At 44.6% G+C, this 15,963-nt stretch carries 11 protein-coding genes; 8 read left to right on the plus strand and 3 right to left on the minus strand.

Translation table 11 applies throughout. The features are described 5' to 3' along the window. Window positions 1–48 precede the first annotated feature (48 nt). The 3 genes from zntR (at window position 49) to EXT48_RS02885 (ending at window position 2,985) form a co-directional block, all read left to right on the plus strand. On the plus strand, window positions 49–456 hold the full coding sequence (gene zntR / locus EXT48_RS02875) for a Zn(2+)-responsive transcriptional regulator (protein ID WP_010606066.1): 408 nt from the start codon (window positions 49–51) through the stop codon (window positions 454–456). Beyond that, the gene (locus EXT48_RS02880; protein WP_130163529.1) at window positions 449–1,723 is read left to right on the plus strand and encodes an SO_0444 family Cu/Zn efflux transporter; all 1,275 of its coding nucleotides are present in this window, start codon (window positions 449–451) and stop codon (window positions 1,721–1,723) included. Before zntR ends, EXT48_RS02880 begins: the two co-directional genes overlap by 8 nt. A 167-nt stretch (window positions 1,724–1,890) precedes the next feature. Continuing rightward, window positions 1,891–2,985 carry a 1-acyl-sn-glycerol-3-phosphate acyltransferase gene (locus tag EXT48_RS02885; RefSeq protein ID WP_039493796.1) on the plus strand — a complete coding sequence of 365 codons (1,095 nt, stop codon included), beginning with the start codon at window positions 1,891–1,893 and terminating at the stop codon, window positions 2,983–2,985. A 51-nt stretch (window positions 2,986–3,036) separates the two neighbouring features. On the opposite strand, the gene EXT48_RS02890 is transcribed toward EXT48_RS02885, so the two are convergent. Beyond that, complete coding sequence (locus tag EXT48_RS02890; RefSeq protein WP_130163530.1) at window positions 3,037–3,579, minus strand: GNAT family N-acetyltransferase; 543 nt, start codon at window positions 3,577–3,579, stop codon at window positions 3,037–3,039. Between the two features lie 137 nt (window positions 3,580–3,716). Between EXT48_RS02890 and EXT48_RS02895 the strand changes: the two genes are divergently transcribed. Next, the gene (locus EXT48_RS02895) at window positions 3,717–4,382 is read left to right on the plus strand and encodes a tRNA-uridine aminocarboxypropyltransferase (protein ID WP_069023039.1); all 666 of its coding nucleotides are present in this window, start codon (window positions 3,717–3,719) and stop codon (window positions 4,380–4,382) included. A gap of 385 nt (window positions 4,383–4,767) precedes the next feature. On the opposite strand, the gene EXT48_RS23680 is transcribed toward EXT48_RS02895, so the two are convergent. Continuing rightward, the gene (locus tag EXT48_RS23680) at window positions 4,768–4,944 is read right to left on the minus strand and encodes a hypothetical protein (RefSeq protein WP_165383789.1); all 177 of its coding nucleotides are present in this window, start codon (window positions 4,942–4,944) and stop codon (window positions 4,768–4,770) included. Window positions 4,945–5,772: 828 nt separating this feature from the next. On the opposite strand from EXT48_RS23680, the gene EXT48_RS02900 reads away from it, so the two are divergent. The 4 genes from EXT48_RS02900 to EXT48_RS02915 are packed head-to-tail and all read left to right on the plus strand — an operon-like array spanning window position 5,773 to window position 10,333. Then, entirely contained in the window at window positions 5,773–6,726 is a 954-nt protein-coding gene (locus EXT48_RS02900) for a Fe(3+) ABC transporter substrate-binding protein (RefSeq protein ID WP_239357698.1), read from the plus strand. Beyond that, window positions 6,726–8,357, plus strand: a complete 1,632-nt coding sequence (locus EXT48_RS02905) for an iron ABC transporter permease (RefSeq protein WP_130163532.1) — start codon at window positions 6,726–6,728, stop codon at window positions 8,355–8,357. Before EXT48_RS02900 ends, EXT48_RS02905 begins: the two co-directional genes overlap by 1 nt. Further along, a complete protein-coding gene (locus tag EXT48_RS02910) occupies window positions 8,357–9,388 on the plus strand; it encodes an ABC transporter ATP-binding protein (RefSeq protein WP_130163533.1) in 1,032 nt (343 codons plus the stop codon). The genes EXT48_RS02905 and EXT48_RS02910 overlap by 1 nt, the downstream gene beginning before the upstream one ends. A gap of 30 nt (window positions 9,389–9,418) precedes the next feature. Further along, window positions 9,419–10,333, plus strand: a complete 915-nt coding sequence (locus EXT48_RS02915; RefSeq protein WP_130163534.1) for a Dyp-type peroxidase — start codon at window positions 9,419–9,421, stop codon at window positions 10,331–10,333. A 74-nt stretch (window positions 10,334–10,407) separates the two neighbouring features. Here the strand turns inward: EXT48_RS02915 and EXT48_RS02920 are convergent, their stop codons facing one another. Next, window positions 10,408–15,906, minus strand: coding sequence for a DNA repair ATPase (locus tag EXT48_RS02920; protein WP_130163535.1), 5,499 nt, complete (start codon window positions 15,904–15,906; stop codon window positions 10,408–10,410). Window positions 15,907–15,963: the final 57 nt, after the last annotated feature.

Raw genomic sequence — 15,963 nt, forward strand, 5'->3', positions numbered from 1 at the left:
ATACTTGTGATGTCGACTAGGATAATCTTCAGGACTTGGGAGTGTAAAGTGGTAAAGATTGGTGAGCTGGCAAAGCGGCTTAACGTATCAACTGACACGTTAAGGTATTATGAAGCAAACGATCTCCTACACCCTTGCACAAGGAGCGAGGGCGGGTATCGGTTGTTTGATGAGCAAAGTGAAAAACAAATGCGCTTTATTCTTCGCGCGAAGGAAGTGGGGTTCAGCCTCAAAGAAGTGCAAGACTTGCTGAAGATAAAGTTTGAAAAGCATCAGCACAGTTGTGAAGAAGTGAAAACGCTGACTATCACTAAACGGGATTTAGTGAGAGCGCGGATCGCTGAGTTACAAAAATTTGAACAATCGTTATCGACGCTAGCAGAGCAATGCTGCGGCGGTAAGGAAGCGGCAGTGAGCTGCTCGATTTTAACGGCCTTGGAGGCTATCGATGAATGAACTGATAGTAAATTTTTGGCAGCTATTTTTAGTATCTGCACCGTGGTTACTGCTTGGTCTAATATTGGCCGGGCTACTTAATGTATTTATTCCAAAAGATTTGTTGCAAAAGCATTTAGGGAAAGAAGGTTTTTGGACGACGATAAAGGCAGCGCTGATTGGGGCGCCTATGCCGCTTTGCTCTTGCGGCGTTATTCCTGCTGCGGTGGGACTGAGAAGAGCAGGGGGCTCGAAAAGTGCGACAACCGCATTTTTAGTCTCAACGCCTGAAACTGGAGTGGATTCTATCTCGGTTTCTTATGTGCTACTTGGTCCTTTTATGGCGGTGATTAGGCCAATTGCGGCTGTGGTTAGCGCAATTGCGGCTGGGTTGCTCGTTGGTAGTGAGAAAGATGATAAGCCTGTGGCGCTAAAGCACCTAAATACCTCAGAAGAACCAAGCGCGACTAGCGGTTGTTGTGACGCTAATCATCACTCAGAGCCAAAGCCTGCTGAAAAGCATCACAGCCATGATAGCTGTTGCGCCAGTACTAAAGTGGAAACCGTAAAAGTAAGCTCAAGCTGCTGTGCGCCTGCAGGCCCGCAATTAGCAATGGCAGGGGCGAATATGTCTTGTTGTGATACTACGGAGCCTACCGTAACCAGTTGTTGCGATTCTGCATCAGCCACGACAAATTGTTGTGAGCCTGCTCCTGTACCTGAAAACCAAGGGATTTTTGGTAAAATTGTAGAAGCTGTTAAGTTCAGCTGTAATCAATTACTGTCTGACACTGCAGTTTGGCTTCTTATCGGTTTATTCTTTGCAGCGTTAGTGCAAACCTTTGTGCCTGAGTCTTTCTTATCTCAGTGGGGCGACGGTATTATCGCCATGCTAGTGGTTATCCTTATCAGTATCCCAATGTATATTTGCGCCACTGCGTCAACTCCAATCGCTGCGGGTTTATTACTGGCAGGTGTGTCACCCGGTGCGGTATTGGTATTTATGCTCGCAGGTCCTGCAACTAACATCGCCACAATTGGGGTAGTTGGTAAAGAGTTAGGGCGTCGAGCCGTGTTTGCCTACCTAGGCGGCGTCATTGGGGTTGCACTTATCTTTGGCTATTTAACTGATTACTTAGTTAATACTTACGGTTTTGTGGTAACGCCAATGATAGGTGAAGAACACGAAGTGCTACCACATTGGTTAACAGTATCAATGGGCGCATTATTAGCAGCACTGTTACTAAGATTAGCTATACTCAAATTAGGTAAAGTTGTTAGAAGATAAACTATTGTGGTACTTTTTACCGTATTACAATTGCATGACGCTTAAGCATGTATTGTTCCAACTTGGTATATTGCCTTGGTGGTCAGACATGAAATGCTTAGCGTCTGTTTATTTGACACGATAGAATGCGTTCCAGTATTCGTTAATCCGACAATTTGAGAAGTAGAGTGGATAAATACGCTGACATTAGACCGTATAATGATGATGAAGTAGTGCCAGCATTGGCACGTCTACTAGGTGATGATCAATTTATTGATGTGATCGCCAAATATAACCTGCCAGCTTGGTTGAATGCTTGGCCAGCAATTGCACGCCCACTAGTAAGAATGAAACTAAAAAAGAAGTGGGGAGATTTTTGTACGATTGAACAAGTACAAGATGAAGTGGCGTACTATCTGCAAATTTTAATCAATAAAACGACGTCTAAAGTAACTTATTCTGGCCTTGAAACATTAGACTCGAATACCTCGTATTTATTTATTTCAAACCACCGTGACATCGTATTAGACCCTGCACTTGTTAACTGGGGTTTGCATCAGCAAGATATGCGTACGGTACGTATCGCTATTGGTGATAACTTACTGCAAGTACCTTATATCACTGAGCTTATGCGTCTTAATAAGAGTTTTATTGTAAAACGTTCGGCAAAGGCGCCGAAAGAAATGCTAAAAGCATTAACCCAGCTTTCAGCCTATATTTCTGATTCATTAAGTGAAGGTAACTCCATTTGGATTGCGCAAAAAGAGGGGCGTGCAAAGGATGGGGTGGATCAAACCGATCCGGCACTGTTAAAAATGCTACAGCTCAATGGTCGCAAACAGAAGCTAGATTTTTCAGATTATGTAAAGCAGCTCAGAATAGTGCCCGTTGCCATCTCCTATCAATATGAGCCATGCGCGGTTGCTAAGGCTAAAGAGCTATACCATAAAAAGCAGTTTGGCCAATATGTGAAAGCACAAGGTGAAGACATTGCCAGCATTGTCGAGGGCTTTAGTTCAGATAAAGGCCATGTGCATATCGCATTTGGCGACCCTATCACTGCGGATGTTGAAAACCCAGATGAGCTGGCGAATGTCATTGATAAACAGATTTTAGATTTATACTATCTGCATTCAACCAATCACCTAGCAGCAGGCGATGATGCGCAAGTTAGTCCAGAAGATAAAGAGGACTTTATCTCTAAACTAGAGTCTGTACCGGAAGAGCTGAAGCAATTGGTGTTGAGCATGTATGCTGAACCACTGCGTCGCAAAGGCATTTAATAGTAGTGAGCATGCGCAACCGTGGTGTTAAGTGGTTGCGCTTTTGTTCGGTTAATTAAGAACTTTATGATAATAAACGACTTCCATATCTCCTAAAATATCTTTGTGAAGCCCTTTTTTCACATAACTCATCCCAAGTTTTTTCATAATATTGATGGAGCCAAGGTTCTCTTCTTCAGCGATAGCGCTCAAGTGCGTCAAGGTAGGATTTGCTGCTATTAGGTCTGGAATAAGATGTTGTGCGGCCTCTGTTGCAAACCCTTTGCCCCAAGAAGCTTGTTTAAAACGCCAACCGAGTTCTAAATCCTGATCGTTTCTTTGTTCTGAAAAGAAGTTAGCAGGGCGAACCAAAATCCAACCAATAAATGCCTTGTTTGGCAGCTCGAAACAGCCCCAAAGCCCCCAACCTTTGATCTCGTCCGTATACTCGGTTAAACGTGGAATATATACGGCTTTTACTTCTTCAAGTGAGTTAGTCTGACCGCCTGTGATGTATTTCATTACTTCAGGGTCGCTATCAAGATCGGCGAGCAGCTGTGCATCTTGTGGGGTGAGTAGGCGATAACTCAGCCTTGCAGAATCCTTTACTTGCATTTTTTACTCCTAATGAAACCCAATAAAACTTTAGAGTACAAAAGCTTATGTCATGAGTAAAGATGTTGCATAAGTTTGCGTAGACGCCAGCCGAGCGCTTTACTAAAATACGCCGGCATTTTTAGATGGGGAACAGAGTGAATAATTCAGTACTAGCGCTTAGACAGCGTCAAATCGCTGCGGCTCAACGCGAATATAAGGCAAGGGGATCAAAGCTTGCGCGTTGTGAATGCTGCTTATTAGCCACGACTCTATGTATTTGTGATAAAGTCGAAGTGGCCAAAGCAGACTGTGCTGTGTGTTTGCTTATGTATCATAATGAAAGCTTTAAGCCCTCTAACACCGGACGCTTGATTGCCGATGTGATCCCAGATAATCATGCCTTTCGTTGGGACAGAACTGAGCCTGACGCTGCGTTATTAGCGCTTCTTTCGGATGAGCAGTATGCACCAATAGTTGTTTTCCCAGAGCAGGGCGTGGAGCCTGAACGGGTAATTACTAAGGTGGCCCGCACTGAAAATAAAACACCACTATTTATCTTTTTGGATGGCACATGGCGTGAAGCTAAGAAAATGTTCAGAAAGAGCCCCTACCTAGATAATTTACCTGTATTATCCATCGCCCCTGAAAAGCTCTCGGATTACAAGCTACGAGTCGCGCCGCATGAACATCAGCTTGGTACGGCAGAAGTTGCGTGTGTATTGTTTGCCGAATGCGGCGAGCAGGATGCGGCAGATAAATTAACCGCGCATTTTATCGATTTCAGAGATGCCTACTTAAAAGGTAAGCGCAGCAAACTGTAGGCTTAGCCTTAACTGTAGGTCGAGGTGTACCTCGACAAAAACAGTATTGTTCACGCGGTACAGCGAGCAAGATGTTGGTAGGTCGAAATTTATCTCGACAAAAAGCTGAATTGTTTACGCTGTACGGCCAACAAGATGATGGTAGGTTGAAATTTATTTCGACAAAAAACTGAGTTGTTTACGAAATACGGCAAGCAAGATGCCGGTAGGTCGAAATTTATTTCGACAAAAAGCTGAATTGTTTACGAAATACGGCAAGCAAGATGCTGGTAGGTCGAGATTTATCTCGACAAAAAACCATTGTTTACGCAGCACAGCAAGCAAGATGTTGGTAGGTCGAGATTTATCTCGACAATACAAACATCTCGACAACACAAACGCAATCTCACGCGATAGATAGGAACAAAATAAGAAGCGCGCGACCCATTGCTGAGTCGCGCTTACGGAATCTTCTAAATGCATCCTGCAAAGTTGAGTAGTTCAACGTCCTGAATCTTTCCTCTTCCATGGCATCGCTTGGTGTTCTCGTTTTGCGAATAAAGGCATCTAGCCCTGTGTCCATTTTCCTTTTACACGTCCGCTGTCTTATCCATTGCCATCCACTTGCTAAGAACAAGCCCTTGTTCTAATTGTCCCTATTTGCTACTTTCCAAAATAGCAGTGCCAATCATCACCTTGTTTTACCTTGGCACTTGGTAGCCTGAACGTGTTGCTTCAAGCTAGGTGTTGCGCTGTTAATTGCAACAATTGGCATCTCCTAAGCCACATTTTACCAGTACATCCGATGTACCTTCCTTCCTCATCCTTAACCACCTGCATATCCAATGCAGTAACGTTATCCCTCAACGTTTAGCCTCTCCCCTGAAGCAATCCTTAGATTCATCATGAATCTTAAATCCCTGTCCTTTAATGTAATCACACCATGTGACATACAATCTCGCTCGCTTTTCCCTATTTCCTTTAAGTGGGTGCTTATCCATTAGCAAGTCCTGCCCTGAGCGTATCCTGTGTATCCTTTATCTCTCTTCCTGAGATGTTGTTAAGTATAAGCAGACTAAAAAAAATCGGGAGCAGTGAAATTCAATCTTTTTTTCGTCTTTTTCTAGTAATAATAAATAACTTTATATTTTTTAATTGGTTACTTTAATTCCGAGTGTTATTTCAACACGTCTTTACTCAATTTCTGGTAGCTAAGTGAGATATATCTCACAGGTAATTCTCCCGTTTTCTACAACGCTAATTTTATCTTGAGCGTAGTTTCAAATATTCAGGGTGTAAAACGGCACAATTACAGGTAGAATTAGTTGATAATAATTATTGTTTACCTAATGGAGTCTTTATGAAAAAAGCACTTGTTACTATACTGGCAACGCTTACTTGCCTACCAGCAATGGCTGCAGAGGAAGTTAATATCTACTCGTTTAGACAACCTTTTCTGATCCAACCTATTTTGGATGACTTCACCAAGCAAACCGGTATCAAGACCAATGTGGTTTTTGCAAAAAAAGGCTTAATCGAGCGTGTTAAGCGTGAAGGCAAGCATAGCCGTGCTGATCTTGTACTCACTTCAAACTTCAGTGCGCTAATTCAACTTGAAGACGAAAACCTAACACAAGCAATTAACAGCGAAACCGTCACTAATAATATCCCAGCGAACTTCAGAGATCCTGAAGGTCAGTGGGTTGCGCTTACTAAGCGTGTGCGCAATGTATATTCCGCAAAAGACCGTGTCGGCAAGTTAGATGCGCTTACGTATGAAGCACTAGCGGATGAACAATACCGAGGTAAAATATGTACGCGCTCAGGTAAACATCCCTATAACCTTGGTTTAGTGGCGTCTATGATTGCCCATCATGGTGAAGCAAAAACCAAAGAATGGCTTGAAGGCGTGAAGAAAAACTTAGCTCGTAAGCCTCAAGGTAACGACCGTGCACAAGTCAAAGCAGTAAAGGAAGGACTGTGTGATTTGGCCATCGGAAACAGCTATTACTTCGGTAAGATGATGGAAGATGAGAAACAAAAAGCTTGGGCTGAAGCGGTGTATATTAACTTCCCAAATCAACAAGATCGTGGTTCACACATTAACGTTTCTGGTGTTGTCTTGACCAAGCACGCTAAAAATACTGAAAATGCCTTGAAACTCATTGAGTTTATGACCGACAATAAGGCGCAAAATATGTATGCGTCGATGAATATGGAATACCCGGTTAAACCTGGCGTCGAGTTATCGAAACTTGTGGCATCTTGGGGTGAGTTTAAGGAAGACAGCCTACCATTGTCAGAGATCAGTAAATACCGTCCGTTAGCGCTTAAGCTAATCGATGAGGTAAAATTTGACCTTTAATGCAATTATCATTTTCACTGTCTAAATGGCAGAGTTTCGCGTGGCTGATAGGGCTTAGCCTATCAGTCCCGCTGATATTTTTAATCTTTGAGTCGCTACAACCTGACTCCGAAGTCTTTGCTCATCTTTGGGATACCGTTTTGTGGGATTATGTCCGCAATACGATTTTGCTGATTGTGGGTGTATCTATCCTTTGCGCTTTGATCGCGCTACCACTTGGCTGGCTAACCGCGTATTGTGAATTTCCTGGACGGCGCTTTTTCGAGTGGTCGTTGATGCTACCCCTAGCGATGCCAACCTATTTGATTGCTTACGTGTATACCGATTTGTTGGATTATGCCGGGCCTGTACAAATAGCGCTGCGAGAGTGGTTTGGTTGGCAATCTCCAGATGATTATTGGTTCTTTGATATTCGCACTTTGTCAGGTGCTATCGTGATGATTGCACTGGTGCTTTATCCTTATTTGTTTTTGATTTTTAGAACGGCGCTAAGAGAGCAGTCGTTTAAGCTGGTGCAAGCCAGCCAATTAATGGGCAAGTCGCCTTCACAGAGCTTCTTTAAGGTAAGTTTACCTTTGTCGCGAGGGGCGATTGTGGCTGGGCTGGCACTGATCGCCATGGAAAGCATGGCAGATTTTGCAACCGTACATTATTTTGCCGTGAGTACACTAACCACCGCCGTTTACGATACTTGGTTGGGTTATTATTCACTGACTGCTGCGGCTAAAATTTCAGGCATTATGCTTCTGTTTTTATTTTTAGCCCTAACACTGGAGCGAGTGAGCCGCCCAACTCAGGTAGTGCATGAGCGCCAATCGAGTGTTAACAGTACCACGCTTTATCATCTAAAAGGCGCGCAGGCTTGGCTCGCTAGCGCTTTTTGTTGGCTTATTCTTATTGCGGCTTTTATCGTGCCTACATGGGTGCTTGCAGATTACGCCATCGACTATTTTGAACAAGCTTGGAATGACGACTTTTTCTTGTATGCGTGGCAAAGTTTAAAAATAGCGTTTTGGGTGAGCGTGGTATTAATTATCATGAGCATGCTGGTGGTGTTTAACCAGCGAGTTAGCAGTGGTAAACGCGTCACGCTTCCGGGCAAGCTTGCAAGTACCGGATATGCGCTACCGGGCACCGTACTGGCAATTGCAGTACTTATTCCACTCACTTTATTAGACGACAAGCTAAATACTTGGCTTGAAGGTACTTCATTTGAGCCAGGCTTGCTGTTCAGTGGGACGATTTTTGCATTGGTTTTTGCTTACGTAGTACGATTTTATGCAATTGCGCAAGGCGCGGTCGAATCGAGTTATCAGCGGATCAGCCCAAGTCTAGATATGGCGAGTTTTTCGTTGGGTCGCAATCGTTTCAAAACCATGTTATCAATACATTTGCCATTGCTGCGTCGCGGCATTTTAACCGCAGCGCTGCTGGTTTTTATTGAGTGTATGAAAGAACTTCCAGCGGCATTGTTATTACGACCCTTTAATTATGAAACACTGGCAACACACGTTTTCCAATATGTGAGCGATGAGCAGCTGGAGCTGGCTTCTGTCTCTGCGTTATTTATTGTGTTGGTTGGTTTAATTCCGCTTTATGTTGTAAACCGTTCTATGGAGCAGCGAAGTTAATGCATAGTTTAGTGCTTGAAAATCTCTCTTATCGCTATGACGGTGAAGCCGTTGTGGATAGCCTAAATCTGACCGTAGAACAAAACGAGATTGTTTGTTTGCTTGGTGCCAGTGGCTGCGGTAAAACTACCACGCTGAAGGCGATAGCGGGCTTGATTGAACCATTTCAAGGCGCGGTGAGTATTTTAGGCAAAGCCATGAATGGTAATGGCACTTTCGTACCTCCACAAAAACGCAATATTGGCATGATGTTTCAAGACTATGCGCTATTCCCACACCTCACTGTGGCGAAAAATGTCGCGTTTGGTTTAACCTCGAAAAGCAAGCGTGAACGTCAAGACCGAGTGGCTGAAATGCTCCATTTGGTGCAGCTGCAAGACTATAGCGACCGCTTTCCACACGAGCTTTCAGGTGGCCAGCAACAACGTGTCGCAATTGCGCGAGCACTGGCGTACAAGCCAAATCTGTTGCTGCTTGATGAGCCGTTTTCAAATATAGATGCCCAAGTGCGGTTTCAGTTAATTAACGATATTCGCCGTATAATCAAAGACCAGCAAGTTTCCGCGATTTTTGTTAGTCACTCGAAAGAAGAAGCTTTTGCTTTTGCCGATCGGTTGGCAATTATGGATAAAGGGAAGATCGCACAAGTGGGCGAGCCGAGAACGCTATTCCAACGACCAAAGAGCAAAATGGTTGCCGAGTTTTTGGGTCAGGGAATTTATATTCCTGCACAGCGAGTGAATGGCGCTTCGGTAGAAACCCAATTTGGTGCCGTAAAATCACTCGTTGAGCTCGGTAATATCGACGCGAAGGGCGAAATGTATGTGAGACCGCAGCACATCACGTTAGAAAACGCCGAGCTTGGCTGCGTTAAAATACTCAATCAGCGCTTTATGGGAACAGAGTACATTTACCGTGTTGCATTAGAGGGACAAGAGCTCGAAATACCGCATCCAGCGCATGAACCGCTCGACTTAAATCAACCAATCTCTTTAAAAATTAAAGCACATGCTGTAAATTTCTTTTCTTAATAGCAAATGAATAAACGCAGGGAGTAGAGCATGGCGCTTGCCCAATCAGGTGTGTGTGCTGAAGCCAATTTGCACGGCTTACACTTGTTCTTCAATGTGCTTGAAGGGCAAGACGAGGCGCTAAGAGCGACGCTCGCCAATTGTGGACGCTTGCAAGAGGAGTTAGAAGATAGATTCTCTGAATCTATGCTGTCGAGCTTTGTCGCGGTAGGTGCGCAATACTGGCCGCACATTTATCCTGAGTTTATTCCTCAAGAGCTGAAAAGCTTTCCACATATTGTTGAGGCTGAGCACACAGTGCATACTCAGCCTTTTGACTTGCTTTACGTGATCCGCTCCGACCGAGAAGACGTTAATCATATCTTTGCTCAAAGTGTGCTACATATGCTAAATGGCCTAGTCGAAATGGTGGCACATGTACGCGCATTTCGTTTCTTAGATGGTCGTGATTTTAATGGCTTTATTTATGGCGCAGACACCCCTAGAGGGCGCAACAAACGGGAAGTTGCACTTGTGCACAACCCGAATGCAGCCGACCACCTTGGTAGTTATATTCACGTACAGCGGGTGAAGTTTGATTTACTGCGCTGGCAGGCGTTGCCGCTCTCTGAGCAAGAGCAATTGATGGGGCGTACACGTCTAGACAATGACCTAATTGAAGATTGCGACCCCTGTAATCATGCGGCATTAACCGAATTGAAAGACCTAAATGGTAATGCGCTACTGCTTAACCAAAGCATGCCATTTGGTGATGTATTTGAACAAGGAAGCTTGTCGCTAAGTTGCAGTGCCAAGGGCGATGCTTTTGAGCAGGTACTTAGAAGCCGATTGGGTGAAGGGGATGAATACGACCCCATATTGGATTATTCCAGTGCCGATATGGGTTCCGCGTTTTTTGCACCCTCACTAGAGTTTTTGGCGGTGATGGCAAAAATGCCAGAGTAAGTTATCTGCCACTTTACATCTCCAAAGCCCATCCATGCATGGGCTTTGACTTGTTTCGCAAGCGTTTGTTGCCGTTACAACATATACGGATTTTTCGCAGGTGATCCGTTACTAACTACAGGTCTTGATTGAATATCCTCTAGCTTGTGTAAAATGTCTTTTAGCTGTTGCTGCTGGACTTGTTCAGCACTTGAGTTTGCCAAGGTATTTGTCAGCAAAGTGGTGACGGCTTCAAGCGCTTTTGCACTGCTATCATCAATGTGATTGTCGACTTGAATATGCGGTTGTGCCACCGCTTCTAAGCGCTCAGACAGGTTTTCAAATAGCGTATTTTGCTGCTGACCTTGTTGACCTAATGCTTGTTGTATTTGCGCTTGGGTGCTGAGCAAGTCATTGAGTTTGCCAAGGTTAGTGAGTAGCTGCTCATTGTTCGCTGTGTGTTTGATAGTGTTTTGCAGCCCCGCAATTTCCTCTGCGACTTGTTGCTGTGAAGCTATCAATTGCTTTAGCGGTGTAGCGTAAGGTTGCTGCGTTAAGGCCTCACGTAGCTCAGTTAACTGCGTGGCAAACTCTTGCTCGTTAAGCACTTGAGCCAATTGTTGCAACAGCGCACTGTAGTCAAAGCTAAGCTGCTCTTTATCGAGTTTAGCGGCGATTTGCGAAAGGGATTTATTGACAAAGCTTAGTTGTTCAACTGCCAGCTGCGCTGGGCTTCCCTCATCGCTATTGCGGTGCAGGCGGGCATATTCGGCCTTGATGTCATGCCAGCGCGTTGCTTCTTCAGCCGTTAAGGTACCGCGTAATTCAGCCAGTTTCAGTAAGTTTTCTTCGCTGCCTTTGCTAAGTGTTTGTGCTTCTCCGCGATAGTGATCTTGAATTAGATTTTCAAGTTCACTGTCATTCATGGCAGCAACCACCTTTTCAGCCATCTTATTCATGTTACGGTAACTGCCTTGTAGCTTAAACGGCGGCTCGGTTCGATAGTTATCATCTTGCGCTGCTGAGGCAATGTATTGGGCATTTACTTTGAGCACGGTGTTGCGAATGGTGAGCAGCTTTTTCAGTACGCTGACAATTTCATTCACTTGCGCTTGAGAGTAATTAAATTCCAATTCATTGATGGAGATGCTTTCTCCGTCGGCAATGCGCACTAGCCTGTATAAGTCTTCCATACCACGATTGGCAAGGGGCCCAAGCACTGCATTGGAAGTGAGCGTATTTTCAATAAAGCTCATGGCAAATTCTTGTTCGCAGCCACTGAGAGTGTCACCGAGGTTGTAAATATCCGCACGGTTGGCAAGCATATCTGGGATCTTAAAGGATTCACCGGACTCGGTGTAGGGGTTTCCTGCCATCACAACGGCAAATTTTTTGCCTCTCAGATCATAGGTTTTGCTGCGGCCATTCCACACCCCGTCTATGCGTCTTGAACCGTCACATAAAGAGATGAACTTTTGTAAAAATTCGGGGTTGGTGTGCTGAATATCGTCAAGGTACAGCATCACATTATTGCCCATCTCAAAGCTTTGGTTGATCTTCTCAATTTCTTTTGCGGCAGTCGCGTTGATGGCTTGAGCTGGATCTAAAGAAACTTGGTCGTGACCAATGGATGGGCAGTTGACCTTAACAAAGGTGAGTCCTAAGCGGTTGGCCACATACTCTATTAACGTGGTTTTACCATAGCCCGGTGGAGAGATAAGCAGCAACATGCCCATTAAATCGGTGCGTTTATTGTTTCCTGCTGCCCCTATTTGTTTTGCTAAGTTATCGCCGATAATAGGGAAGTAGACTTTGTCAATCAGCTGGTTACGTACAAATGAGCTTAGTGGTCTGGGTTTAAACTCATCCAATTGCAAGCGCTGCTTTTGTGCCTCAAGCACTTGTGCTTTTAATTGTTGGTACTGTTTGTAGGCCGGAACATGAATCGTGAGATACTCGTTACTACGGGAAAAAAAGTCTGCGTAATCTAGGTGTAGTACTTGGTTCTCGATACGTGGGTGTTGGCCCATTAAACCTGAAATTTCGGTTTTTATTTCGGCTTCTTTGACTTGGTAGGTGATATCTAACTGGGTGGAAAGCAAAATGCAGTTAGCGGCCTCAAGCAAGGTCTCAGCACTTTCATTTTGCTTACTGCCATAGGCGCGCAGCCAGCTGCTTAACAGGCGGCATTTGTCCGCAAGTTTAGTCAAATGTGTTAATGAGTCTTCAAGCTGTTGCCAAACGCCTTTGGCCTTTGCCATCGAGATAAACTGCTCGCTGGTGTGTTTTGCAGGTGAAGCTAAGTCAAATTGTCTCGGCTTGACTTGCTTGGCAAGGGCTTTAATTAAGTAAGTAGCGCTTAATTCGCCTGAAAAGCGGTGTAGCTCGGTTAAATAGCTCGATAAATTTTGTTGGCAAAATGCCGTGATCTTTTCACTCAATTCTTTGCTTAGCTGTTGGCTAAAACTATGGTCATCTAACTTCGTTGCCATCAGCTCTGCTTGTGTGGCCTGAAACGCCAATTCAGCTAGCTCAGCCTTGCTTTGTTGAGTATAAAATAGTTGTGCCGCAATTCGACAGCTGGCAGGGTAGACGAGTAACTCAAGCTGTCGTTTTTGTTTTAGTAAATTAGCTAAGATCAGGCTGGCATCTTGATCATGAATGCCTTTTTCATAGCCTTCTTGATATCTGGGTTCTGCAAATTTTTGTACGATGGGCAGTAAACTTCCCTCATCAACGGCAAGTTCTAGACCTGCTTGGCTAAAGGCGTTGCCGTCTTGTTCTGCAGCTGCTAATACTTGAGCTGCAAGGTATTCGCCTCGATATAAGTGACGATTTTCTGAGATCAGGTTTTGCTGCCAGTACGTGCTTGCGTCATTGAGTTGTTGATTGACCTTGGCGTCAGGGATGGTATCAAAATACTCAGTGCCAGTGAGGTGTAACATCAGTTGTTCACCACGAGGCAGCAAAGTCAAATCAAGGATTTGTTTATTGAAACTAAACGCATGTTTGCCGACTTTAACGGTATTGCCACCATCAATGTAAATATCTTGCTTGTCTCGCAAAGCGCGGATCGCTTGATCTTTGCAGGCCTTGAGTTTGGCTTGAATATCATCCGCCTTCACTTCATCGCTTAGGCTTTTTAGCTCTTGCGTTAAATCGCGAAGCTTGCCAATCATAGGGTCGGAGGCAAAATAGCTATTGATGTCATCTAAGGTTTTAAAACTTTGCGAGCGTCGCGTCACCCCTTGTAAAATCCGCTCAGCTGCGTTTGCTAGGCTCAGCGCGCGGCGCTGTCTTTCGTCAATGAGCTGCTGTTTGTGCGCCTCAAAGCTTTCATAAACGTCATCACGTTTAGCCAAGATCTCCGTTAAAAACTCATCATACTGACTAAATTGAGACTCGAGCTCTTCTAATTGGATAAGTAAGCGAGAGAGCTGGTCGTCACATTGCTCTGGGGTTTTGGCAGCGCTTAGACCGCTGGTAATACTTTGGCTGAAAAGCTTAAAACGAGCCGCGAATTCGGCTTTTGCTTCAACACTGCCCACGCTCTTTTTCTGAATTTCTAACGCTGCTTTGGCGCGGTTTACTTGACCATAAATGGCGCTGACATCTTCCAAAATTTTAGTGCGAATGCGGCTATCGTCAATATCGAGATCCAGCATGGTATGGTTGAGCAAATCAAGTTCGGCGCTTAAGGTTTCCAAGGTCGCCAAAAAGCCGTTAAGCTCTGTGACACTCTCTGTTTGCGCTCTGGCTTGCTCTAAGGAGTCTAGCTGCTCGTAGTAGGGCACCAAAGCACTATCTTGCTGCAAAAACTCCGCGGTTTTATGGCTTAAGCTTAAGGTTTGCTCATCAACCTGCTGCTGCATGGCAGATAGCGCGTCAAGATTGATATACTTCACTTCTTCAAGGCTTATCACTTTGCCTTTTAAGCGTTTGAGAGATTCTAAGCTCTGAACGAATTGCTCTGCTGTTTTAAAGCTATCTGGTCTCACCTCGCGAAGCACATCTTGCATGGCTTGCTCTATTTCGGCTTCTGCGCGCCGAGCGTCGGCCTCAATTTGGCTTACCTTTTCAAATTCGTCTAGTACCTGCTCCGAGGTTTCAAAGATTTCATGCAGTTTTGCTGTGACATCTGCAAAGTCCGCTTCAGTAAGCCAATGATAGCGGTCTAAAATACTGCGGGTGAGGGCAATTAAATCTTCATAATGAAAGACAGTGGGGCTTTGTTCGTTGATGGCCTTGAACACACTGTATAAATCAGAGATTGCGCGTACTAAATCCGGGTTGCCAATTCGGCCAAATAAGCCGGTTGCGCGAGGGGCTTGTGCGGCAAACTCGCTGCCACAAAATGGGCTTTGCCAGATCTGAATAGGGTGCACGCGCTCAGGCTCAGGCTCTGCTTTAAAGGTTAGCGTTAAGCCATCGTCATAGATTCCATAGCCATGACAATAAATGGGATTTTGCAGGTTTTTCTCAATAATATTGTAAGAGAAAAGTGCGTAACGACCCTCGTTTGGTTCGTAGAAGATATACAGTACATCTTCACCATTGGGTGATTTTATCTGGCGATGGAATATTAAATCGTCCAGTTGGTCGTCAAAATAGCGTGTTTGCCCTGATTGTAAATAATAGCCACCAGGAAAAATAATCCCTTGGTTCTCAGGTAATTGAACACAGGCACCACCCAAAGCATCTTGGCGCAATACCTGCTGGGTGCGGCAATTATAAATAAAATAACGCCACTGTTTTTCACGGTAGGGAAGTAACTTTACCAACACCATTTCGCCAACTTCGGCAAAACGTAAATCGCAATCTGCGAGTGATTGACTGGCGTCATCAACGGCTTCTTGATAAATACCTTCACCGCTTTGGGTATTGTTTTCTATTTTTACGGTGAGTTTGCCACCCGACACTTCAATAAACACTTTGTCGTTTACATTAATATGTGGGTGACGGCCTTCGACGTGATCGGCGCGATCGGTTTTTTGCCACTCAAAGTCAAAGTTTTCCACCTCACCTAGGTCACGCTCTCCTCGGTTATCAATGTAATCTAAGGTTTCGTCTTTGGCGACTTGCCAGCGGAATACACGAACATCGGAGAGCTTTTCGCCAATCTGAAATAGTGCAAAAAGCTTGTTTGATTTAACAAATAGGTGTTGTAGACGGGTGTCTTTGTAATACGTGTATAGTTCGTCAAAGTCCCGTAAGAAACGTTGGTCAGTGAGAAATTTGGTTTCTTGCGGGTAAGGTTCTATTTCGTAATGGTCTTCTTGCAAGTGTAGCTTTTGTACGGTGAATACATCACTGACTTGGGTATTTTGTTTAAGCCCCATAAAGACATTATAAGCAAAGATAAGCTTGTCGCCGATCAGCACGATGTCGCGCGGTACGCAGTTATGCTCAGTACGAACTCTTGCTCGACCTTTCACTTTAAGCTCAGTGCTGCCAAAAGTGTCAACACGCTGTTGGTTGAGTTTATCTATCTGACTTTTCAGTTCACTGCCAAAGTTACTAAGCCGGCGTTTAATCAGTTGATAAGAGTCTTGTTCGAGCGTTCGCTCTGGCGCTTGTTGTGTTGCTTCCGTCATTCTATGCTTTCCTATGTGCGCTGTCGCAAATGGGGGAGAGGAGCCAAGAAGATTGAC

This window comes from Pseudoalteromonas sp. CO348 (genome assembly GCF_004208845.1).
Taxonomy (GTDB): Bacteria; Pseudomonadota; Gammaproteobacteria; order Enterobacterales; family Alteromonadaceae; genus Pseudoalteromonas; species Pseudoalteromonas maricaloris.

Bases quoted from the DNA above. Each gene is read 5' to 3' on its own strand.
- EXT48_RS02880 (WP_130163529.1), top strand. From the start codon at position 449: ATGAATGAACTGATAGTAAATTTTTGGCAGCTATTTTTAGTATCTGCA.
- EXT48_RS02890 (WP_130163530.1), bottom strand. From the start codon at position 3,579: ATGCAAGTAAAGGATTCTGCAAGGCTGAGTTATCGCCTACTCACCCCA.
- EXT48_RS23680 (WP_165383789.1), bottom strand. From the start codon at position 4,944: ATGGACACAGGGCTAGATGCCTTTATTCGCAAAACGAGAACACCAAGC.
- EXT48_RS02900 (WP_239357698.1), top strand. From the start codon at position 5,773: ATGGCTGCAGAGGAAGTTAATATCTACTCGTTTAGACAACCTTTTCTG.
- EXT48_RS02905 (WP_130163532.1), top strand. From the start codon at position 6,726: ATGCAATTATCATTTTCACTGTCTAAATGGCAGAGTTTCGCGTGGCTG.
- EXT48_RS02910 (WP_130163533.1), top strand. From the start codon at position 8,357: ATGCATAGTTTAGTGCTTGAAAATCTCTCTTATCGCTATGACGGTGAA.
- EXT48_RS02915 (WP_130163534.1), top strand. From the start codon at position 9,419: ATGGCGCTTGCCCAATCAGGTGTGTGTGCTGAAGCCAATTTGCACGGC.
- EXT48_RS02920 (WP_130163535.1), bottom strand. From the start codon at position 15,906: ATGACGGAAGCAACACAACAAGCGCCAGAGCGAACGCTCGAACAAGAC.